Origin of the sequence: Acinetobacter soli (genome assembly GCF_018139125.1) — a bacterium.
In the GTDB taxonomy this organism is placed as follows: domain Bacteria; phylum Pseudomonadota; class Gammaproteobacteria; order Pseudomonadales; family Moraxellaceae; genus Acinetobacter; species Acinetobacter soli.
In genome coordinates this window covers 431,651-453,356 of sequence record NZ_CP073241.1, presented here as the reverse complement: position 1 = coordinate 453,356, position 21,706 = coordinate 431,651, and the positions used below count along the sequence as shown (strand labels likewise).

Sequence of the window (21,706 nt, the reverse complement as noted above, 5' to 3'; positions counted from 1 at the left end):
TCCCATTTTTACTGTCTAACATTTTGGTTGATGCTTATGGTTTTACCACAACCATCACCTGAATCGCATTGGGTGTCAACGAAATCTCTTCGAGCAAACTAATTCCTTCTTTTTGCAGTTTGACCAGTCGATCAATTTCGTCTTGACGAATGCTCGGATTGAATTGCTGCAAGTAAGTCAAACGGTCAATTTCGTATTGCCATTTTTGGCTATAGTGCTGTTTGGCCTGCTCTTTGAGTTTTGGCAACTCTTCTTTGGCAGATCCAAGTGCCTGCGTATAACGCTCCTCAATCACATCACGACGTGCCTTAACAACCTGACGGCAGCTATTGCCATCGAGGTGATGCAAATACGGACGTAAAATAGCCGGATCAATTTTTTCAGACAAGTCTTGTCCTGTTTCACTCAACAGCACGCGCACCAATTGCTTTGGTAGGCTCGCTTGCAAGTTCAGTGATTTAGGAGCCACAACGTCTATTTTAAACCAGACTTCAAGCAAGATTGTTCCTTGCTTCAAGGCATTCGATTTAAGCAACGCCACATTGGTACTACCAAATGATTGCGTATTGATCATTTCCATGACGCTTTCGATAAACGGATGCTCAAGTGTCAGATACTGTGCATCTTCACGAATTTGCGCTTGGTCACGGTAAAAGGTTGCCGTCATGCCATCTTCGTCTAAGGTCAGACCTTGTACCTGCATCTGGTCGGTTGGTTTAATAATCACCGTACCGTTACTTTGTTCATCAAAATCGATATTGGTTGACGACATGAAACGCTTCATAAACATCGGGAGCGTGGTGTTGTCGTCGTAATCTTCGAGTGCCTGAACAATTTTTTGTGCCACAACAGGTCGACATGAGTTGTACTCAAGTAAACGATCTCGACCAGCTTGCAATTCATTTTCAAGCGCCTGACGCTGAACATTCACTTCTTCAAGCAAATCTTCAAACTTTTGCCCTAAATCTGCCAGCAAACACTCTTTTAAGTCCACAATGAAGTTTTCTTGTAAGGTTTGTGCCGTTGGCGAAATACTACTGAAAATATTGAGCGCTTCGTTGTACCAGCGGAACATGCGTTCTTGTGCTGTTCCAATCAAATAAGGAACATGAATCTGAATACGGTTTTCTTGTCCAATTCGATCTAAACGACCAATACGCTGCTCAAGTACATCTGGGTTGGCCGGTAAATCAAATAAAATCAAATCGCTGGCAAACTGGAAGTTACGACCTTCAGAACCAATTTCAGAGCAAAGTAAAATCTGGGCACCATAGCTTTCTTCAGCAAAATACGCTGCCGCCTGATCGCGCTCAAGCAAGCTCATTCCTTCATGGAACATTGCCGTGCGAATACCCGCATGTAAGCGCAATGCACTTTCTAGCGCTTCGACCACTGGGCCACTACGTGCAATCAGTAGTACTTTTTTGTGTTTTAAATCTTTTTTCAAGATCTCCATGAGCCATGGCACACGCGGATCGGTTTGCATCCATGCACCATCGAGCTGACCTTCTTCAGGCCACATTTGCTCACGTAATTTACCATCGAGCGACCAATCGGCTGGTGCCTCTAATGCCGCAGGCTGGCAATCACGCCCTGGAAAGCCCTGAATTGCTTCACGGGTATTACGGAACAAAATACGTCCAGTTCCGTGGCGGTCGAGTAACTCATGAATGGCACGGTAACGTTGCTCTGGAATATCGTCAATCCGATGTCCGAGCAAGCTTTCAATTGCACTAATATGCGCTTCAGCCAGTGGCTCATCCGACATCAATACCTCAGCCACTTTCGCGGTTTGTTGATACTGCTCTTCTTCGTCTAGGAAGCGGTCTAAGCTGCTAAAGCGCTGTGGATCTAATAAACGCAAACGTGCGAAGTGACTTTCCACACCCAATTGTTCAGGGGTTGCGGTGAGTAACAAGACACCCGGCGTTTGCTCTGCAAGCTCTTCAATCAGGTCGTAACGATCGTTACCCCCTTCTTCTTCGCTCCACATCAGATGATGTGCTTCATCGACCACCAACAAATCAAAACCAGCTTCAAGCGCCTGTTCTCTGAGGTCATCATGGTCAATCATCAAATCGACGCTGGCGATAATGCATTGCTCGGTCAAGAACGGATTCAGCTCTGGGTCGTGCTCTTTTATAGAAGCGGTACGGGTCAGATCAAACAAGGAAAATTGCAAATTGAAACGGCGGCGCATTTCAATCATCCACTGATACTGCAATGAATCTGGCACCAAAATCAAGATACGCTCGGCACGACCAGTTTTTAACTGCTGATGGATAATCAAGCCTGCTTCAATGGTTTTACCAAGGCCGACTTCGTCTGCCAGTAATACGCGCGGCGCAAAACGTTGTCCCACTTCATGTGCAATATAAAGCTGATGCGGAATCAGCCCAACACGCGCACCAATCAAACCACGCAATGGACTGCTGTGCATATGCGCTTGTAAACGCAACGCTTCAATACGCAGGTCATACCATTCTTTATAATCGATTTGGCTGGCCAGTAAACGATCGAGTGGTTTTGAAAGCTGAATGTGAGCACCAATACGGGTTTCGTTTAAGGCTTTACGTTCTGCTTCGCCATTTGCAAGGGTACGCATCACGTTATAGCGCAACACACCATTACGATCTTCGATCGATTCGACTTGCCACTTGGCGCCTTCTTGGTCTTGAACTTCATCGTTTACATTGAAGACAATCCGAGATAAAGGAGCATTGTTGCGTGCATAGACACGCGTTTCATCACTTTTAGGAAATAATATGCTGATAGAGCGCTCATCAACATCAATTAAAACACCTAAGCCGAGTTCAGTTTCCGTGTCTGACAACCAACGTTGACCAATAGCAAACTGCTGCAATTTTTCCACCTTTATCTCAAGTTATCACTACATTTTACGCTGGCCATAAAAATGAATGGCAGTCGTTTTGTGTAGTCTTTACGCAATGTATTTTGACATAAAGCTCATCAAAAAAAATGAACTTTTAACGAATGTTGTAGGGTTTTCGCATTAAAACGGAACGGGACAATGAAAGCTCATCAACTCGTCAGTTTTTGGGTGATAAAAACTTAATTGCTCTGCATGCAGACACAAACGTGGCATCAATTGCTGATGCGCGAGTTCTGCATAGAGGGTATCTCCTACAATAGGATGCCCCAGATATTGCATGTGTACGCGCAGCTGATGCGAGCGCCCTGTAATCGGTTTGAGCTTCACACGTGTCACCGCAACGCCATCAATCTCCAGATGCTCCATCACTTCCCAATCGGTGAGCGCTGGTTTTTTAAAATCTGGATCTGCAATATGCAATGGCGGACGTGCTGGATCATACACCACGGGAACATTGATCTGCCCTTTTCCGTGAAGCTCACCCACCACAAGGGCTTGATAAGTTTTATCGGTTTGACGAGACTGGAACTGCTTTGAAATGGCACTTTGCGCCGCTTTATTCAAGGCAAAAACCAAAATCCCCGAGGTATCGCGATCTAGACGATGAATAAGTAATGTTTTGGGTTCGATTTCGACTAAGCGCGTGAGTAAACTATCGAATAATGCGTCGCCTTTCCCCGGAACACTGAGTATGCCTGCTGGTTTATGGACAACCATGAAATCTTCATCGCGATGGATCAGGTGATCAGTGAGAAAATTACTCAATGTTTTCTTCCAGAGGTGATGTAAAAATCAGCCGGCAATAATAAAAAGCTTGGCTTGGAAATACAATGCATATCTGTCGTTTTTCAGCAACTTTTTCATAAATTAGCGCTTGATTTTAGCAGATTAGCGACTTTCAAGCATTAGCTCTCTATCCGGGCAAGTAATTGCGCAATTGCATATTGTGCAATTTCAGCATCTTGATAAGACTTTACGCCAGAAATTCCAATCGCGCCCACCAAATCGTTCAAATAAAGAATCGGCTCACCACCTTCAAGTTGGCCTTTAAAGGTATCAACTGTTAAAAAGCCCATTTGACCATTACGAATCAGATCTTCAAAAGCTTTGGTCGGACGGCGGCTCAAGGCTGAAGCTTTGGCCTTTTCAAGACTTAAACCCGCCGTGAGTGCAGATGCTCCATCCATACGCTTCATGAGCAACAGTGCACCGGCATCATCGACAATAGCAATACTGACCTTAAACTGATGCTCTTGTGCATACTTGATTGCGGCATCGACCAGAATTTCGGCATCATCCAGTGTCAGGTAATGTTTCGTTTTCATCAGGTTTACTCCAATAAAAAAGCCCGAAACCGGGCTTTTTAGATACATCAATTACTTCATTTCGGCAAAAGTTTCTCTGGCAGCCTGAAGTGTAAATTCGATATCTTCATCGCTATGCGCAGCAGAGATAAAGCCAGCCTCAAAAGCAGACGGCGCCAAATTTACACCACGCTCAAGCATACCGTGGAAAAATTGTTTGAATGCACCAATGTCGCAAGCCAGCATCGAATCGAAACTGGTGATATCTTCTTGATCTGTAAAATACAAACCAAACATACCACCGGCTTGCTGGGTTTTAAACGGAATGCCTGCCTCATCTGCCGCTGCCTGTAAACCACTTAACAGTTTCTCAAGCTTTTTAAACAGATTATTGTAAAAATCTGGCTGACGAAGATGCTTAAACATGGCAATTCCGGCACGCATGGCCAATGGATTACCAGACAAGGTACCCGCTTGGTACACACCACCAAGTGGTGCGATACATTCCATGATTTCACGCTTTCCGCCAAAAGCACCCACAGGCAAACCTGCACCGATGATTTTACCCAAAGTGGTTAAATCCGGTTTAACATTGTATGCAGCTTGGGCACCACCCAGCGAAACACGAAAACCCGTCATGACTTCATCGATAATAAATACTGCGCCATATTGATCGCAGACATCACGAATCGCCTGTAAGAAACCCTCAATTGGTGTCACCAGATTCATGTTACCAGCAACAGGCTCAACAATCACTCCAGCAATTTCATGGCCAAACTTGGCAAAACATTCTTTTAAGGCTTCAATATTATTATACGGAAGCGTTAGGGTATGCTTTGCAAAATCGACTGGCACACCTTTTGAGGTCGGTTCACCTTCACCGAGTGTGAGTAAACCAGAACCCGCCTTAACCAACAATGAATCGGAATGACCGTGGTAACAGCCTTCAAATTTAACAATCTTGTCACGTCCGGTGTAACCACGTGCCAGACGGATTGCCGTCATGGTCGCTTCTGTACCTGAGTTGGTCATACGAACCATCTCAATCGACGGCATGATATCGCAAATAATATCGGCTAAAGTAGTTTCATGTACAGTTGGTGCACCAAAGCTCAAACCATCTAATGCCGCAGTTTGTACGGCTTGAATAATATCTGGATGCGCGTGACCCAAGATCATTGGCCCCCACGAACCCACATAATCGACATAACGCTTGTCGTCTTCATCCCAAAGATATGCACCTTGTGCTTTTTTAATAAACACAGGCGTTCCGCCAACGCCATTAAACGCACGAACTGGCGAGTTGACTCCACCTGGAATATGTTTACTGGCTTGCTCAAACAATTGCACTTGCTTTGGAGATAAACGCATGAATACTCTCGATGATTAATAAAATTTGACTATGAATTTACAGCAGATGACGGCGCTGCAAATAAAGCAGCCCATGCTTGAATACGCGCTGGAATATCCTGAACGGGTCGACCTAATATATCACTAATCACCGCACACAGGTCAGCCCCCTGCTCAATCACCACCTGCGCATTTTCAACCGTTAAGCCGCCAATGGCACAAATTGGCACATCAAACTGCTGGCGTGCCTGCCGAATCACTTCAATACCGACATTGCCGGCTTCAGGCTTGGTTGAGGTGGCATAGATCGCACCGAATGCCACATAGGTTGCACCATCTTGAATGGCTTTTTTTGCAAGCGCCAAGGAGTTCAGACAAGTACGACCAATAATCACGCCTTGCGGTAATTTCTGTGAAGCATCTGAAATCTCACCATCAGATTGCCCCAAATGTACGCCCAGACCATAGCGAACCGCCAGATCAAGATCATCGTTAATCACAAACGGTACATGATATGCTTCGCACAAGACTTTAATTTGTTCTACTTCAAAATATTGATCGGTTTTGGCAACCTTTTTTCGGCGGTATTGCAAAATAGCGATATGACCAGTCGATAATGCAATTTCCAGTTTATCCAATAACAACTCAAGCGGATCATCATTGGTAATAAGGTATAAACCGCGCATGAACTTCGTTCTCAACTGTACTGACCTGTAAAGTATAGCAAATCTGCTTTCATTGATTTTTTTTATACGTGTATTTTCGTAATAAAAAACCCCGAATCATTCGGGGTTTTTCAAAGCCGTGATGACTTAGAAGCGGTAACCTAGACCAAGATAAGTCACAATCGGGTTAATTTCGATTTTGCTTGAACCTTGAACCAAAGTTGCGTTCGATGCATTGCTGACGATATCGAGATTTGCATGCGTGCTGAGGTGTACATAGCTGACAGAAGCCGTTGCAAACCAGTTAGGCGTGATATTGTAATCTGCACCAACGAAAGCGACTGGTGCGACTGTGTCGTCGATATCTACACTGCGAATGCTACCACCAAGAAGCGCAATTTTAGCATTTACTTCAGGATTCAATTTAAAATCACGGAAGCTGGCATACATAAAGCCCGCACCCACATATGGACGGAACTTATTGTTGATATCGCCAAATGTGTATTTACCTGTCAATACTGGGCTATAAACTTTTACATCACCGACTTTGCTAAAGCTCTCAAGGTCTAAACGATCACCTAGCAGTTTCCCTTTACCTTGAATATCCACTTTAGGCGGCACACCCAAGATCAAACCAACGGTTACGTTGTCATTTACCAAATAATCAAGCTTGAACTCTGCTGTGTCTGCATTGTCTAACTCAAAACCAGCACTGCTTGTAAAACCTGATGGAATTAATGGAAAGTTACTATTCGACTGGACACCTTGCTTAGTGCCTTGTGGCATAATGTGCGCCCAACCTGCCGAAACAGCATATGATTTACCATCTGAGGTTGCTGCGTGTGCGCCAAAACTTGTAACAATCAATGCAAGTGGTAAAAGTGCTGTTGTTAATTTTTTCATCAAAAAATGTCCTATTTTATTGAATCTAAAGGCCAAGGCATCCCAGCCCTACAGATAATCTTGATATTAGAAGAAATACATGAAAGATCAACTAGAAAACTCAAAATTTCGTAACTGCGTAGTCGTTTAATTCATCAAAAAATCTGTACAACACCTTTAACTGGGAATTTTGTCATGATCACGATGTTTTAAGCTCAATTGCCCTCTGAGTACATCGGCAAACATTTTCCAGTCTGAAATAAAGCTATACAGTGGCTGTTTAAAGCTCGCCGGTTTATTCTTTTCAAATACAAAATGCCCGACCCATGCGCAGGCATAGCCTGAGAGCAAACCATAAAGTGCATAGCGCGGCTTGCGCTGACGAATCGCTTTAGCAAAGAAATACAATCCGATTGAACTCCCTGCCACATGCAGGCGTCGGCTAACCATATGACGGTGCTCGGTGAGATAAAAACGATAAAATTCGGAATAATTACGAATGGGAAAGTTGGGTTGCTGAGTCGTAGCTGGCGTGTGCATCTTCACTGGCGCATTCATGAGTAGTGTCCTGAGTTTTTTTATTCAAGATACGCCTTTTCAAAACAAAAATATAGAAAATCGGATGAAATTTATGCTGTTTTACGCCAACAGTGTAGTGCTAAGCGTGGCAGATCTAACGTGAAAAGATACGAGCGAATTCAATACAAACATCAAGCGTAGACGGCCACGTTAATGCTATGCTTCATTTAAAGACATGATGAGAATGAACAAGGCGTTGGAGGTGTATCATGATTGAAGTCGAGTTAAAATTTCAGCTTCCAGAAAATAAGAAAAAAAGTGTTTTACAAGCCTTAAAGGCCAAGACCGCAGAGAAAATTCGGCTACAAGCGAAATACTACGATACTCCTGATCGTTTATTGGCACAGCAGCATGTAGCTTTAAGATTGCGCTTGGAAGGTCAGGAATGGGTACAAACCTTTAAAGCATCAGGTAAAACACATCTTGAACGCATTGAATGTGAAGTCAAAATAGGCAAGTCGAATGCTGAGCCAGAAATTGACCTAAGTTTGTTTCAAGCCTATCCAGAGGTGATGCAACGACTTCAAGCTGTACTGGGCGATCAGGCGAAAACGCTTTGCATGCAATTTAAAACAGATGTTCAGCGCACCTACCGCGTGGTTGAGGTTGATGGTACGCATATTGAAATTTGTCTGGATGATGGCGAAGTTTCGACACCAGAGCGAGCTGAAAAAATCTGTGAAGTCGAATTTGAACTTAAATCTGGCTCTGCCGAAACGTTGATCTTGTTTACACAAGAGTGGGTGAAAAAATATAAACTTTGGCTCGATGTGAGAAGCAAAGCTGAACGCGGCAATCTGCTCGCGACCAATCAGAAAACCTCGCCAGCCACCAAAGCGAAGGCACTGGTTTTAGATAAAAAAATGTCAAACGATATGGCACTGCGCCAAATGATTGGCAATGCACTTGCACAATTGCTCCCCAATGCTGCATTTATTGCTGAAGGTATCGCAGCACCTGAACACATTCATCAAGCACGAGTCGCCATTCGTCGAATGCGAAGCGCGTTAAAAACATTTGGTCGCTGGTCGAGCGATGTAGATACCAGTTGGGAAGCTGCTCTTGGCGATCTTCAGCGCGAACTGGGTGTATCACGTGATCAAGATGTCCTTCGCGATGAGATTTTGCCAAAACTGGTTGAATCGGGTGCACCCTTTAAGACCCTTCCTAAAGAAAAATACGGTCAGCTCAAGGCGTATCAAACATTTGAAAAACCTGAACATGTGTGTTTACTACTGCAATTGCTGGCGTTTAGTATTCATAATGACAAATCAAGCAAGAAGAAAAATCTGAAAAAGCAAGCATCAGATACACTTGATCGCTTACTCAAGAAAATTATTCAAGATGCCTCAAAGTTTGCTTCATTGAAAACCGAACAACGCCACCGCCTACGCAAGCGAGCCAAACGATTACGTTACAGCATTGAATTTGTTTCAGGTCTTTATAAGAGCAAAAGAGTTAGCCAGTACTTGAGTCAGCTGCAAAGCATTCAGGAAATTCTGGGGGATTATAATGATATGCATATGACTGAAACTTACTTTGAAGCGCTGACTGCTGAGGACCCCACCTACTGGTTTGCTGTAGGCTGGAGCCGCGGACAACAATCTCAACTGATTAAAGACGCAAGTGAACAACTTGAGCGCTTTCGTCAGCAACCATCTTTTTGGAAGACCAAATAGATCCAGATTGTTGACCAAAACCTAACGATACTTTCCAAAAATTTTCCAGACACCATTGTCCGCAATGGGGTCTGAATAACTGTCATTGCGCTGTTTACGCGGCTTGTCTCTTGCATCGATCAGTTTAAAGTGCGGCTCTACACCGAGTACAATGCCATTCATATAAAATCGGGTTCGGGTATAGTCGCTTTGCCCGTGCTGAAACACATAGGTTCTGAGATCGATAAATTCTCGATGTGCCACCAATGCCGCAGTATCATCACTATTGATCCACTCCTGCATCGCCAGCACCTGATCCAGCTCAAAATGACCACACTTTTGTTGCAAACTCGCTACACCACGAAAAGTTTTTGATTCTTTGGCACGGGTTTTATTGATCCGGATGCGATCTACATGAAAATAAAATAGCGGCAAATTCAAATGACTCGGTAAATGAATCGCATCGATTGTTTCATCTTCCATAAACGGCTGAAATAAACTTTGTGCACGCTCAATAAGTTCTTTCCAGTGCTGGTAATAACGCTCGACATCGGCTTGTAAGCCATAATAAATGGGTAAGCCGTCTACCACCTCAAGCGACTGAGGTGGCCAGATATGCTGACGTAACAGATGAATATCCTGTTTGAGATTTTGAACCGCTATGGCATCTTGCATTAATCATCTCGTGCTCTGCTTAGGCTATTTAAGACTATGACAAAGGTTTAGTTTCTGCAAGGGTTTCACGTATAATGTTTGCCTCATTTGTGTTGGAAAAAACCATGTCTCAAAAGATTAATGCCGCTGATATCACCGAAGAAGAGGCTTTAAATGCCGTATTTTTTGAGCGTGCGGATGAGTTCATTAAACTTGCCAATGAGTTCTGCCGCCCTAAAAAAGGTGAAAAGCCAGACCCTGCTGAGCTACGTGGCCAAGTCAGTGCCGCAATGTTATTTGCGACTGCGCGTTTTAATACTTGGGTTGCCGCAAATAACTTTAAAGATGGCGAAGAAATGCGTGAGGCCAAAGAGCAAATCATGACGTATCTGATGCAACAATTCCAAATGATGCTTGAAGATAACTTTGACGAATATTGTGAGCAGTTCGAAAATTACTTACGTTTTAGAAAAAACGAAGAGTTTCACACACACAAACACAATCATTAAAAAAAGCCCCAGATGGGGCTTTTTTGATACCGTTTAAATTAAGAGCGTTTAACTGACTGTGCTTGACCGTACTGGTCGGCCATCACTTCAACCAAATGATCGAGCTGGATGTATTTTTTAATCACACGATCTACATCTGCTTTGGTGATAGTGGCATACTCTTGATCACGTTTCAGGCGATCTTTTAAGGTCTTTTTATATTCCATTTGCCCATTGAGCATTCGGTGAATATTACGCTCATCCTCAAGTGAAGTGACGCGTTTTTTCATGATATTGGCTTTTGCTGCCGCAACTTCCTGATCTGTTACACCCTTTTGAATCATTTCTTGCAGCACTTCATGAATTAGCGATGAAAGCTGATCGGCCTTGCCCGCTGTGTAGTTTGCGCTAATGCTCAATACGCCATTGTTCAGATCTGGATCGAGATCCACATCACTTCCAAAGCCATATACCAAGGCATTTTTTTCACGTAAAGCCACTGCCAAGCGCGATGAAATTTGTGAATCACCCAATATCTGCGCTAAAACCAGCATTGCAGGTGCATCGGGGTGCTCTGTACCCACAGGGAATGTTAACAGTGCTTGGTAGTTACCAAATTCACGTTGCTCAGAGAGAGCATGCACTTTTTGCGCTGGATAAGCCGTGTATTCAGACATCAGTTTTTTATAAGCCTCTTGATTATTCCAGTTTGCAAAATTCTGATTTAACGTCTGTTTCATGCGCACTGGATCGAAATCTCCAGTGACTGAAATACGTGCGTGATTCATAGCAAAAAAGCGATCATAAAGTGCTTTTACTTGCGCTTGAGTGGCTTTTGAAATTTCTGTTTTAGCCAATTCAGGTTCGAAATGGTAGCGTAAATCTCCAGGTTTATAGGTTTCAACCAAGCGCGCCATAGTGAGCGCAGCAACCGTTTCAGGCTCGGTATAAGGACGATCTAGACTGGCCAAACTTTGCGATTTAATCAGATCAAATTGTGATTGTTCAAACGACGGCTTTTTCATCATTTCAATTATAAATTGAAAGAAATCATTAAATTGATCTTTATTGGCCTGAATATTAATCACCATACCATTATCCGACATGGCGGCTGACGCACTACCACCAGCCTCAATCGATTTGTCTGCTACTTGCTGCAAGTTGTATTGTTCAGAACCACGTAGCAATAAGTAAGACGTTAAATCAAGTATTGCACTTTTTCCAAAAAGAGATTGTTCTGTACCAAAATCGACCGACAATGTTGCGTAGGTTCGATCATCTCGGGTTTCAGTCGGAAACAGTGCATACTGCATGCCGTTGCTGAGTTGACCCCGCACAATTTTCTTTTCGTTGCTTTCAATTTCTTGTTTTGAGCGTTGAGTAAACTGCTGAATTTCACGCTGATATTCTGAAATATCTTTGAGCGGTTCAGGTGCCTCGGTTTGCTGATCAAGCGTTTTTTTCACGCTTGAAGCGGCTTGCTGCGCCATGGCTTTTTTCTGGCTTTCAGGCGTAGGTTTGATGTCTCCCACCACACGATGTGAGGCTGTAAAAAACTCACGATATATCTGATTGACCGTGGTGGTATCCAGTTTTTTTACATCATCGACATCTTGGTAGTAGCGCCCCCAATCACCTCGCGTAGAAGCAATGTAGTCACTTAAACGCGAGCCAAGTGCAATCGGATCTTTTTGAATCAGATCGATCTGGGTCTGCATCAGTTGCTTGACACGCTTGAGCTCAATATCATCAAATGGCTTAAACTGCTCCACTTGCTTGGCCAATGCCGACTCAACGGTCGTGGCATTTTGCGAAGGTGAATACACAGCACCCAAAAAGACCAAATTAAAATTTTGATCAAGCCATGTTGCAGCTTCAACATTGGTTGCGGTGCCCGTTTCGACAATACTTTTATAAAGACTGCCACTTGGCTGCATGGTATACAAAAGTGGTGCAAGGGCTAATGCAGGTTGTAATTTAGGCTCACTCTTGTTGCTATAAATATTATATTTAGCCAGATCACTGCCCTTCTCGACTAAAAATTGTCGCGGCTGGATTTTCGCTGGATCTAATGCTGGTACCTGAACAGGTGCGGGTACAGCCCGAGACGGTATTTGAGCAAAGTTTTTGTCGATGGTCTGAAGAATTGAAGATTTGTCAAACTTTCCCGAAATAACCATGACAGCATTATTCGGTGCATACCATGTACGATAGAACTGCTCAAGTTCCTGCATATTGATGGATTTTAATTCAGGTAAATCTCCAATCGGCAAACGGCCCAGATACCGATTGCCGTAAAATGCCTTAAACATCTGATCAATCAACACTGCGAAAGGTTGATCTAAACGCACTTCACGTTCGCGCTTTACAATTTCGATCTCGGAGGGAACATACTTGTCTTGCAGCACCAGTTTGTTCATACGCTGCGATTCCAAGTACAACACCTGATCCAGCGCCTGCTGATCTGCACGTACAATGTTGGTGTAGCGTGTAGTGTAATACTCCGTACTCGCATTGGTAGAGAGCGTATACTGATCCAGACGGCGCTGAAAGGCTTCACCTTGAACATCTTGAGTGCCTTTAAATGCCAAATGCTCTAGCAGATGTGCCATCCCCCCTTTACCTTTAGGATCATTCAACGAACCCGTTAAGTAAATGGTGTTGATAAATACTTTATTTGCTTTTTCGTTAGGTGCCAAAACAACACGTAAGCCGTTATCAAGTTTATATTCTTCAATATTGTGTTGTGACTTCACTAAAACAGCTTGAGACCAACTGAGGGTACTAAAACCCAGTAAAACAAAAGAAAAACTAAGCTGTTTAAAGCGCGTTAACATAATTGTTCCAAAAATATCGTAATAAGAATCATTAAAAATCGACTCTATACTAAAAAATGTCCCGCGCTATTCATAGTGATTTTTTGAAACAAAAGCCAGTGTATGGTCTAGTCATCGTGGAGCTTTAAATTAAGATGACGATACAAACCACAATTGCCTGAAAACAAATAGGCCAATAAGCAGGTAATCACGGCGTACTCGGCAATCGCAACACCAAAAAGTTCAATGGCTAAGATAATAGAAGTCAAGGGTGCTTTACTCGCCCCTGCAAATAAACTCACCAGCCCCAGCCCCGCCAAGAGCGAGATAGGTAGCGGTAAAAACTGCCCTAAAGCATTGCCCAATGTTGTGCCCACAAAAAACAACGGCGTGATTTCGCCACCTTTAAAACCAGAGCCCAAGGTGGTCGCGGTGAAAATCAGCTTGCCAATAAAATCGGTGACAGGCAACTCATGATAAAACGAAGCAATCATGCTATGCACGCCTAAACCGTTAAAGGTTTGCTGACCGACCATGAGCGTCATCAACATGATGAGAATTCCCCCCACCATGGGTCGAAATGGCATGAAGGTAATATGACGATTCAAACGCTGACTGACAAAATGAATCGAGGCAATAAAGATACGTGCAATGATGCCAAAAACTACACCTGCAACAATCAGGCTAATGATCACTTCGCTGGTGAGTTTTGGAAAACTCGCCACCACATAATACTGATGCGGGTGCACAATATGAAAAAACTCGGGCACCTGCGATGCAATCACTGCCGACACAAAACATGGAAAAACTGCCGAATATCGCAGTTTTCCAAGCGAGGTAATTTCAAGCCCATAAATGGCACCTGCCAATGGCAAGCCGAAAATTGCGGCAAAGCCAGAGCCAATACTGGCAATCAGAAAGATCTTGCGATTGTCATGTGGTACTTTAAATACTTGGGTAAGATGATCGGTTAATGCACCGGAAAGCTGAACGGCAGGCGCCTCACGCCCAGCCGATCCACCGAAAATCTGAGTGAGAATCGCACTGACAAATATCAGTGGACTCATGCGCTTTGGAATAAAGGCTTTAGGCTGATGAATTTCATCGATGAGCAAGTGTGTGCCCTTTTCGATGGGCGTACCATAGTAATAAAACAGATAGCCCAACATCAGGCCAATAAAGGGTAAAAAATAAATCAACCACGGATAAACACCGCGAACTTTATTGGCCAGATCAAAACACGCAAAAATCAGACTCGACGAAACCCCAGAGATGACCCCGATCAGGATCGAAACCACAATCCAATACCCGGTATATTGAATAATTTCACGATATTCCGACGATGGAAAAATTTTCATATCTCTCAGTGTTCAAGCCGATTTAAATACGCATAGTGAATGCTCAGGTTCTGGACAAAAGTGTAACATCTTTTGTAGCTTTCACGCTTAATCTGAACTTAAATGCAGGCGAAAACTTGTAAAGTGAAACGCTTAAGTGTGCTGAGCATCGTCGAGCGTAATGTCACTTTGCATGTACAGCACTGCGTATCCAGAAATTTCAATGCGCTGGTCATCTAAAATTCGGCAATACAATGTTCCACCACGTGTCGATGCCTGATAAGCAACCAATTCCTGTTTCCCCAGACGCTCGGCCCAAAGTGGCGCTACGGCGGTGTGAATCGAACCGGTGACCGGATCTTCATCTATTCCAATAGCTGGAGCAAAGTAGCGTGATACACAATCGTATTGCTGTGTATCTGGTGCAGTGATGAGTAAATCCAGTGTGGCATCAGACGCCGTAATGGCCGTTCTGATTTTCCCAAGCGTTTTTAACTTTGAAAAATCTGGCACTTCATCGATTACATCTTGCACGCTTTCATATTCCACAACATAAGCCTGTGCATTTTGATACACAGCCTTAAAAGGCTTTTGAAGCGCTTCATCTAAGATAGCCGGGTAATCGTCAAGTTTCTGCGCTGGTCGAACAGGAAAATTCATTTGAATCTTGCCATCTTGTGCTTGCGACACAATAAAAATGCCTAAATCTTTTACGTGAAACTGGAGCGTTTTGGCTGTGGTGTAATCTTTAAATAATACAAAAGCACTGGCCAGCGTGGCATGCCCACAAAATGCAACTTCGCTGATTGGAGAAAACCAACGAATTTCAAAATTCTGATGATCCAAAACTTTTACAAAAGCAGTTTCAGACAAATTGTTTTCAAGTGCGATAGATTGCATGAGGCTGTCTGAAAGCCAGTCTTCTCGAATAATGACCGCAGCAGGATTTCCTTTAAAAAGATGCTGTGTAAATGCATCGACTTGGTACATTTTCATGAATATCGTCTCTTGTTCGTTTTAGTCTATTTTCGCAATTAGGAAGAAAAATAACAGATACAGTATTTTTAAAAAAACCAGCACAGAAAAAAGCTCTAGAACAATCTAGAGCTTTTTGAATTGGATTTAAGACTGGTCGAGCATGACATCGTCACGATCAAATACATCTTTATCGGTCTGTTTTAAAATCTGACTGGTCACCATGCCAGCTGTCATTGAACCATTTACATTTAAGGCAGTACGCCCCATATCGATCAGCGGTTCAATCGAAACCAGCAGTGCCACCAGTGTTACAGGCAAGCCCATCGCTGGTAGCACAATTAAGGCAGCAAACGTTGCACCACCACCCACACCCGCCACTCCAATTGAACTGAGCGTGACTATACCCACCAAGGTTGCAATCCAAACTGGATCGAGCGTGTTAATGCCAACCGTTGGCGCCACCATAACTGCCAACATGGCTGGATACAAACCGGCACAACCATTTTGACCAATTGTGGCACCAAAAGAAGCAGAAAAACTCGCAATTGACTCTGGAACCCCCAAACGACGTGTCTGGGCTTCGATATTGAGCGGAATACTTGCAGCACTGGAACGGCTGGTAAAGGCAAAGGTTAAAACAGGTGCAACTTTCTTAAAGAATTTTGCTGGGGAAACACCCACAAACAATAACAAGATGGCATGCACCACAAACATGATGCCCAGCCCAAGATAAGAAGCAATTAAGAAACTACCTAAATTGAGGATATCCGCAATGTTCGAACTGGCAACGACTTTGGTGATTAAGGCAAATACACCATAAGGTGTTAGCATCATGACCAAACGGACCAGTTTCATCACCCATGATTGTAAGATCTGAATTGCATGCAAAACACGTTCGCCTTTGGCTTGGTCATCGCGAATTAAATGAATAGCCGCAATACCCAAGAAGACTGCAAAAATCACCACACTAATAATAGAGGTCGGATTTGCACCCGTCAGCTCTGCAAATGGATTACTCGGAATAAAAGACAGTACCATTTGTGGCACAGTCAAATCGGTCAGTTTGCCCACATAATCGGTTTGAATTGCACTTAAGCGAGCCGTTTCGGCTGCACCCTGAACCAATCCTTGCGCAGACAAGCCAAATAAATTGGTGACCCCAACACCCACCAGTGCTGCAATCAAGGTTGTAAACAGCAAGGTTCCAATACTACAAAAACTAATCTTGCCCAGTGCAGATGCTTCATGCAACTTGGTGACTGCACCTAAAATTGAAACAAATACCAGCGGCATTACCACCATTTGCAGCAATTTTACATAACCATTGCCCACAATATTGAACCAGCTAATCGAATCTTTAAGAATGACATTTCCACCGCCATAGATCAGATGCAAACCCAGACCGAATACGACACCCAGCAGCAAACCTGCCAGTACTTTTTTTGCCAAACTCCAGTTGGTTTTTCTGGTTTGTGCAAGCAGCAGCAAAGCGGCGATAAAAACAAGAATATTGACGATTAGAGGCCAATTCATTCCTCTACTCCTAATTTAATTTAAAACGTTTAACTTCAACTATTTGACCATAGCGTGAATCTACCACGCCAGTTTTTTTATTCAATCAAAGCCGCATTGTATGGAGAATATTTTCAATTATCTGATATAAATTATTATGTTATCTATATAATTTTTATTTAGATATTTAAACTCCACCCTGTTTAATTCTTCATCGAGATTATATTACGGATTGATCTTAAGACGTATACTATGTGGTTTTTTTACCCAATTCCATCTGTAAATCTTTAATGTTATGGCATCGATGTGGTTGCTAGATAGCAATTGCGTCAGGCACACGCTATAATCTTGGTCATGAAGCAAAACACCTACGCGCCAAGGATTGATCGCCTTATCATCCATGTATTGGTTTTGAGCTCACTACATCGGTTGGTTACCCTATGTCAGTTGAATCATCTAATACCCCGCAAAGGTTGAAGCCAGCGAACGGTCTCGATTAATATTTAAGCAAATCTAGGGTTATACGCAAATCATCAGTGGCGTATGCTCAACTCGATTTGTATTCTCCTCTGCCACAGGTCATACAAAGAGATCGACATGGGGCTGAGTTATTTAGATCACTCCCTTAAACGATGTCATGAAGCCATGGGCTGAGTGCTTAAATCATCCGCATCGAGCGATCAAGTTTAAGTCTCCCTCACCTTTTTCACATCAAAAGATTTAAGCAGTAAATTTTATGAAAATAGTTGTATTTAACAAACCATATGATGTGTTGTCGCAGTTTCGAGAAGACAGTAAGCATCCAACCGTATCAAGTTTTATCAATGATCCAGATTTACGAATTGCAGGACGTCTAGACCTCGATTCCGAAGGTCTTATGTTTTTGACCGATCATGGTGGTTTAAACCAATACATTACTCATCCAAACAATAAAAAGTACAAAACTTATTTGGTTCAGGTAGATGGTGATATTACCGAAGAAGCACTCGAACAGCTGCGCAAGGGTGTTGAACTGGCCGATGGCATGACCCTTCCGGCGAAAGCCATTAAAGTCTCTGAGCCTGAATGGCTCTGGGAACGTCACCCGCCAGTGCGTTATCGTGCCAGTATTCCGACCTCTTGGGTAGAAATCCAGATTTGTGAAGGCCGCAACCGACAGGTTCGTCGCATGACTTCAACAGTGGGCTTCCCGACACTACGCCTCATTCGAACCAAAATTGGCTCAATTGATCTTGAGCGCTTGGGGCTACAACCGGGTGAGCAAAAGGAAATTGAACCGTTACTTTATCCAGACTTTAAAGATGTCCCTGAAGACAAGCCATTTCGCTCGCGTTCTTATGTGAAAAAGTCGGGTGGCACAGGAGGCAAACCGCTGCATCAAAAAAATAAAGAAGGCGACAAAAAAGATCCTGCGAAAAAGAAATCAGGTACCACTCGTATTTGGCAAATGGACGAAAGTGAAAAGCCACGTCGTAAGACCAACGGCACCACAAGACCCAACACCAAGAGTCGTGGCCGCCGAGCGCGTTAATCTGCTAAAAAAACAGGATGCTTCGGCATCCTTTTTTTATGATGTTACATTTTTTACTACACGAATTTATGCCGAATCGATACCATAACCATTTGAATATTGAGATCAATCAGATGATAAAAAAGCTGCTTCCTCTCATTGGACTTGGTTTTTCGGGATTTGTTTTTGCACAAAACCCATTAAGTGTGCATGTATTAAATTTAGATACCGGTCTACCATCGGCACACGTGAATGTAGTGCTAGAAGCACAGCAAAATGACAAATGGGTCGAAATCAACTCAGGCTCGACCGACGATAACGGTCGGATCGAGGCACTTTATCCGGAAAATAAAACCCTCGATAAAGGCGTGTATCGGGTCACCTTCAAAACAGGTGAATGGTTTCGCCAAAAAAATCAGCGTAGCTTTTTTCCAGAGGTGCCCGTGGTCTTTGTCATCGATGGTTCTTTGCCACATTATCACATTCCACTGTTAATCAGCCCTTACGGTTACTCGACGTATCGGGGTAACTGAGTACAAGAAAAGCAATCTTTTTAAAATTTGAACAGATAAAAAAACCGATGCCTAGGCATCGGTTTTTTTAGTTTTTAAGTGTTTTAAGCCACTGTTGAAAGCGCAGAATTAAAGGTCTCGCTTGGACGCATTAATGCATTCACTTTAGCTGGATCAATCGCGTAATAGCCACCAATATCTACTGACTTGCCTTGTACTTCTGAAAGCTCAGCCACGATTTTGTCTTCGTTTTCACTTAATAGTTTTGCAAGTGGTTCGAACTTGGCTTTGAGTTCAGCATCTTCGTCTTGTGCAGCAAGTGCTTGTGCCCAGTATAAAGATAAGTAGAAATGACTGCCACGGTTATCAATTTCACCTGTGCGGCGCGATGGAGACTTGCCGTTATCGAGTAATTTACCCGTTGCTTGGTCAAGTGTCTTGGCAAGAAGTTTAGCGCGCGCATTGTCTTCTTTAATGCCCAACTCTTCGAGTGACACTGCCAACGCCAAGAACTCACCCAGTGAATCCCAACGCAAGTGGTTTTCTTCTACCAACTGCTGTACGTGTTTCGGTGCAGAACCACCCGCACCTGTTTCGTACATGCCGCCACCGGCCATTAACGGCACAATTGAAAGCATTTTTGCAGAAGTACCCAATTCCATAATCGGGAACAAATCGGTGAGATAGTCACGCAAGATGTTACCAGTGACCGAAATAGTATCTAAACCGCGAACAACGCGCTCAAGCGTATAACGCATTGCACGCACTTGCGACATGATTTGGATATCCAAACCTTCTGTGTCGTGTTCTTTCAAATACTTTTGAACTTTTTTGATCAGCTCATTTTCGTGTGGACGGTACGGGTCGAGCCAGAAAATCGCAGGCATGCCTGAGTTGCGTGCACGTGTAACAGCAAGTTTTACCCAGTCACGAATCGGTTCATCTTTTACCTGACACATACGCCAGATATCGCCTTCTTCAACGTTTTGCGTCAACAATACTTCACCCGTTTCAAGATCGGTAATGTTGGCAATACCCGCTTCAGGGATTTCAAAAGTTTTGTCGTGCGAACCGTATTCTTCAGCTTTTTGAGCCATCAAACCAACGTTAGGAACTGTTCCCATGGTTTTCGGATCAAAATTACCGTGCCATTTACAGAAATTAATCATTTCTTGGTAAATACGCGCAAATGTTGATTCAGGCATAACGGCTTTCGCATCGTATTGCTTGCCATCGGCACCCCACATTTTACCGCCTGCACGAATCATGGCTGGCATAGATGCATCGACAATGATGTCGTTTGGAGAATGGAAGTTGGTGATGCCTTTTGCAGAATCCACCATTGCCAATGCTGGACGGTGTTCTTGACATGCATGAAGATCTTCAATGATTTCTTCACGTAGCGATGTTGGCAATGTTTCGATTTTTTCGTAAAGACCTGCCATGCCGTTATTGACATTAATGCCAAGCTCATCGAACAGCTTGCCATGTTTTTCAAAAGCATCTTTGTAGTAAATTTTCACACAGTGACCAAACACGATTGGGTGAGACACCTTCATCATGGTTGCTTTTACGTGTAAAGAGAACAAGATGCCTGCTTCGCGGCAATCATCGAGCTGCTTTTCATAGAAATCGCACAGCGCTTTTTTGCTCATAAACATTGAGTCGATGATTTCACCGTCTTTCAACGCTACTTTTGGTTTGAGTACAATCGTTTCGCCACGATTGGTGATCAACTCCATTTTAACGTTGCGCGCACGGTCAAGTGTCATCGATTTTTCGCCATGATAGAAGTCACCTTCTTCCATATGCGAAACATGAGTTTGCGACCATTGCTTCCACTCACTCATTGAGTGTGGATGTTTTTTCGCATAATTTTTTACAGCTGCAGGTGCACGGCGGTCTGAGTTACCTTCACGAAGTACAGGGTTTACTGCTGAACCTAAGCATTTGCCATAGCGTGCCTTGATTTCTTTTTCTTCTTCAGTTGTTGGATTCTCAGGATAGTTTGGAATCGCAAAACCTTTAGATTGAAGCTCTTTAATACATGCAGTGAGCTGTGCTACAGAGGCACTGATGTTTGGCAATTTGATGATATTGGTGTCTGGATCTTGAGTTAAACGACCCAACTCAGCCAAGTTGTTTGGAACTTTTTGCTCATCACTTAAATAATCAGAGAATTCTGCAAGAACGCGAGAAGCTACAGAAATATCACTTTTTGCAATTTCTATGCCTGCAGGCTTAGTAAAAGTCTCAATGATCGGCAGCAGTGAGTAAGTCGCTAATAGCGGCGCCTCGTCGGTCAGTGTGTAAATGATTGTTGACTTTCCACCAGCCATATATATCTCCTGCTTTGGATTGAGTTTTTTTAGGAGCGATGATCAAGATTCACTCCCTGAAACCGATTAGCTTAAATAAAAACCCTGAGAGTATCCGCTGTCACGACTGTTCAGTCAACGTCATATCTAGTGATATCCACATTTCGAAAAAAAATAGTGTTCGACTATCAGATTTTGGATCGGTTTAATTGCACATATTGAGAAATTTAACTGTTTGAAACTCTTATTT

At 43.3% G+C, this 21,706-nt stretch carries 17 protein-coding genes; 4 read left to right on the top strand and 13 right to left on the bottom strand.

Annotated elements, in window-relative coordinates; translation table 11 throughout:
* Positions 1 to 34: 34 nt before the first annotated feature.
* The 7 genes from rapA to KCV09_RS01945 form a co-directional block, all read right to left on the bottom strand.
* Positions 35 to 2,872, bottom strand: coding sequence for an RNA polymerase-associated protein RapA (gene rapA, locus KCV09_RS01975; RefSeq protein ID WP_004946393.1), 2,838 nt, complete (start codon positions 2,870 to 2,872; stop codon positions 35 to 37).
* Between the two features lie 141 nt (positions 2,873 to 3,013).
* Positions 3,014 to 3,658, bottom strand: coding sequence for an RluA family pseudouridine synthase (locus tag KCV09_RS01970; protein WP_004946392.1), 645 nt, complete (start codon positions 3,656 to 3,658; stop codon positions 3,014 to 3,016).
* A gap of 140 nt (positions 3,659 to 3,798) precedes the next feature.
* Positions 3,799 to 4,218: a GlcG/HbpS family heme-binding protein gene (locus KCV09_RS01965; protein ID WP_151815135.1), complete on the bottom strand. Its 420-nt coding sequence runs from the start codon at positions 4,216 to 4,218 to the stop codon at positions 3,799 to 3,801.
* Between the two features lie 51 nt (positions 4,219 to 4,269).
* Positions 4,270 to 5,568, bottom strand: a complete 1,299-nt coding sequence (hemL, locus tag KCV09_RS01960) for a glutamate-1-semialdehyde 2,1-aminomutase (protein WP_025094260.1) — start codon at positions 5,566 to 5,568, stop codon at positions 4,270 to 4,272.
* 29 nt (positions 5,569 to 5,597) lie between these two features.
* Positions 5,598 to 6,233 (bottom strand): thiamine phosphate synthase, encoded by a 636-nt coding sequence (thiE, locus tag KCV09_RS01955; RefSeq protein WP_212515452.1) that lies wholly within the window; start codon positions 6,231 to 6,233, stop codon positions 5,598 to 5,600.
* A 126-nt stretch (positions 6,234 to 6,359) separates the two neighbouring features.
* A complete protein-coding gene (locus tag KCV09_RS01950) occupies positions 6,360 to 7,115 on the bottom strand; it encodes an OmpW/AlkL family protein (protein ID WP_004936397.1) in 756 nt (251 codons plus the stop codon).
* Positions 7,116 to 7,271: 156 nt separating this feature from the next.
* Positions 7,272 to 7,652, bottom strand: a complete 381-nt coding sequence (locus KCV09_RS01945; RefSeq protein ID WP_212515451.1) for a DUF962 domain-containing protein — start codon at positions 7,650 to 7,652, stop codon at positions 7,272 to 7,274.
* A gap of 230 nt (positions 7,653 to 7,882) precedes the next feature.
* Between KCV09_RS01945 and KCV09_RS01940 the strand changes: the two genes are divergently transcribed.
* Complete coding sequence (locus KCV09_RS01940) at positions 7,883 to 9,352, top strand: CYTH and CHAD domain-containing protein (protein ID WP_212515450.1); 1,470 nt, start codon at positions 7,883 to 7,885, stop codon at positions 9,350 to 9,352.
* A gap of 21 nt (positions 9,353 to 9,373) precedes the next feature.
* Here the strand turns inward: KCV09_RS01940 and KCV09_RS01935 are convergent, their stop codons facing one another.
* Positions 9,374 to 10,006: a hypothetical protein gene (locus KCV09_RS01935; RefSeq protein WP_025094264.1), complete on the bottom strand. Its 633-nt coding sequence runs from the start codon at positions 10,004 to 10,006 to the stop codon at positions 9,374 to 9,376.
* Positions 10,007 to 10,110: 104 nt separating this feature from the next.
* On the opposite strand from KCV09_RS01935, the gene KCV09_RS01930 reads away from it, so the two are divergent.
* Complete coding sequence (locus KCV09_RS01930; protein ID WP_025094265.1) at positions 10,111 to 10,494, top strand: DUF3144 domain-containing protein; 384 nt, start codon at positions 10,111 to 10,113, stop codon at positions 10,492 to 10,494.
* Positions 10,495 to 10,532: 38 nt separating this feature from the next.
* On the opposite strand, the gene KCV09_RS01925 is transcribed toward KCV09_RS01930, so the two are convergent.
* The 4 genes from KCV09_RS01925 to KCV09_RS01910 all read right to left on the bottom strand — a co-directional run bounded on the left by KCV09_RS01925 (position 10,533) and on the right by KCV09_RS01910 (position 17,137).
* Positions 10,533 to 13,310 (bottom strand): M16 family metallopeptidase, encoded by a 2,778-nt coding sequence (locus KCV09_RS01925; RefSeq protein WP_212515449.1) that lies wholly within the window; start codon positions 13,308 to 13,310, stop codon positions 10,533 to 10,535.
* A 107-nt stretch (positions 13,311 to 13,417) separates the two neighbouring features.
* Positions 13,418 to 14,647 carry a voltage-gated chloride channel family protein gene (locus tag KCV09_RS01920; protein ID WP_004936385.1) on the bottom strand — a complete coding sequence of 410 codons (1,230 nt, stop codon included), beginning with the start codon at positions 14,645 to 14,647 and terminating at the stop codon, positions 13,418 to 13,420.
* Positions 14,648 to 14,779: 132 nt separating this feature from the next.
* On the bottom strand, positions 14,780 to 15,622 hold the full coding sequence (locus KCV09_RS01915; protein ID WP_212515448.1) for a PhzF family phenazine biosynthesis protein: 843 nt from the start codon (positions 15,620 to 15,622) through the stop codon (positions 14,780 to 14,782).
* Between the two features lie 126 nt (positions 15,623 to 15,748).
* A complete protein-coding gene (locus tag KCV09_RS01910) occupies positions 15,749 to 17,137 on the bottom strand; it encodes an L-cystine transporter (protein ID WP_212515447.1) in 1,389 nt (462 codons plus the stop codon).
* A 715-nt stretch (positions 17,138 to 17,852) separates the two neighbouring features.
* Here KCV09_RS01910 and KCV09_RS01905 point away from each other — a divergent pair.
* Positions 17,853 to 18,647: an rRNA large subunit pseudouridine synthase E gene (locus tag KCV09_RS01905; protein ID WP_212515446.1), complete on the top strand. Its 795-nt coding sequence runs from the start codon at positions 17,853 to 17,855 to the stop codon at positions 18,645 to 18,647.
* Between the two features lie 113 nt (positions 18,648 to 18,760).
* The gene (uraH, locus tag KCV09_RS01900; protein WP_004936374.1) at positions 18,761 to 19,159 is read left to right on the top strand and encodes a hydroxyisourate hydrolase; all 399 of its coding nucleotides are present in this window, start codon (positions 18,761 to 18,763) and stop codon (positions 19,157 to 19,159) included.
* A gap of 83 nt (positions 19,160 to 19,242) precedes the next feature.
* Here the strand turns inward: uraH and KCV09_RS01895 are convergent, their stop codons facing one another.
* On the bottom strand, positions 19,243 to 21,477 hold the full coding sequence (locus KCV09_RS01895; RefSeq protein WP_004946371.1) for an NADP-dependent isocitrate dehydrogenase: 2,235 nt from the start codon (positions 21,475 to 21,477) through the stop codon (positions 19,243 to 19,245).
* Between the last annotated feature and the right edge of the window lie 229 nt (positions 21,478 to 21,706).

Coding starts and splice junctions, on each gene's coding strand:
- KCV09_RS01895 (WP_004946371.1), bottom strand. CDS start 21,477: ATGGCTGGTGGAAAGTCAACAATCATTTACACACTGACCGACGAGGCG.
- KCV09_RS01945 (WP_212515451.1), bottom strand. CDS start 7,652: ATGAATGCGCCAGTGAAGATGCACACGCCAGCTACGACTCAGCAACCC.
- uraH (WP_004936374.1), top strand. CDS start 18,761: ATGATAAAAAAGCTGCTTCCTCTCATTGGACTTGGTTTTTCGGGATTT.
- hemL (WP_025094260.1), bottom strand. CDS start 5,568: ATGCGTTTATCTCCAAAGCAAGTGCAATTGTTTGAGCAAGCCAGTAAA.
- KCV09_RS01905 (WP_212515446.1), top strand. CDS start 17,853: ATGAAAATAGTTGTATTTAACAAACCATATGATGTGTTGTCGCAGTTT.
- KCV09_RS01910 (WP_212515447.1), bottom strand. CDS start 17,137: ATGAATTGGCCTCTAATCGTCAATATTCTTGTTTTTATCGCCGCTTTG.
- KCV09_RS01965 (WP_151815135.1), bottom strand. CDS start 4,218: ATGAAAACGAAACATTACCTGACACTGGATGATGCCGAAATTCTGGTC.
- KCV09_RS01930 (WP_025094265.1), top strand. CDS start 10,111: ATGTCTCAAAAGATTAATGCCGCTGATATCACCGAAGAAGAGGCTTTA.
- thiE (WP_212515452.1), bottom strand. CDS start 6,233: ATGCGCGGTTTATACCTTATTACCAATGATGATCCGCTTGAGTTGTTA.
- KCV09_RS01935 (WP_025094264.1), bottom strand. CDS start 10,006: ATGCAAGATGCCATAGCGGTTCAAAATCTCAAACAGGATATTCATCTG.
- KCV09_RS01950 (WP_004936397.1), bottom strand. CDS start 7,115: ATGAAAAAATTAACAACAGCACTTTTACCACTTGCATTGATTGTTACA.
- KCV09_RS01915 (WP_212515448.1), bottom strand. CDS start 15,622: ATGAAAATGTACCAAGTCGATGCATTTACACAGCATCTTTTTAAAGGA.
- KCV09_RS01940 (WP_212515450.1), top strand. CDS start 7,883: ATGATTGAAGTCGAGTTAAAATTTCAGCTTCCAGAAAATAAGAAAAAA.
- KCV09_RS01925 (WP_212515449.1), bottom strand. CDS start 13,310: ATGTTAACGCGCTTTAAACAGCTTAGTTTTTCTTTTGTTTTACTGGGT.
- KCV09_RS01920 (WP_004936385.1), bottom strand. CDS start 14,647: ATGAAAATTTTTCCATCGTCGGAATATCGTGAAATTATTCAATATACC.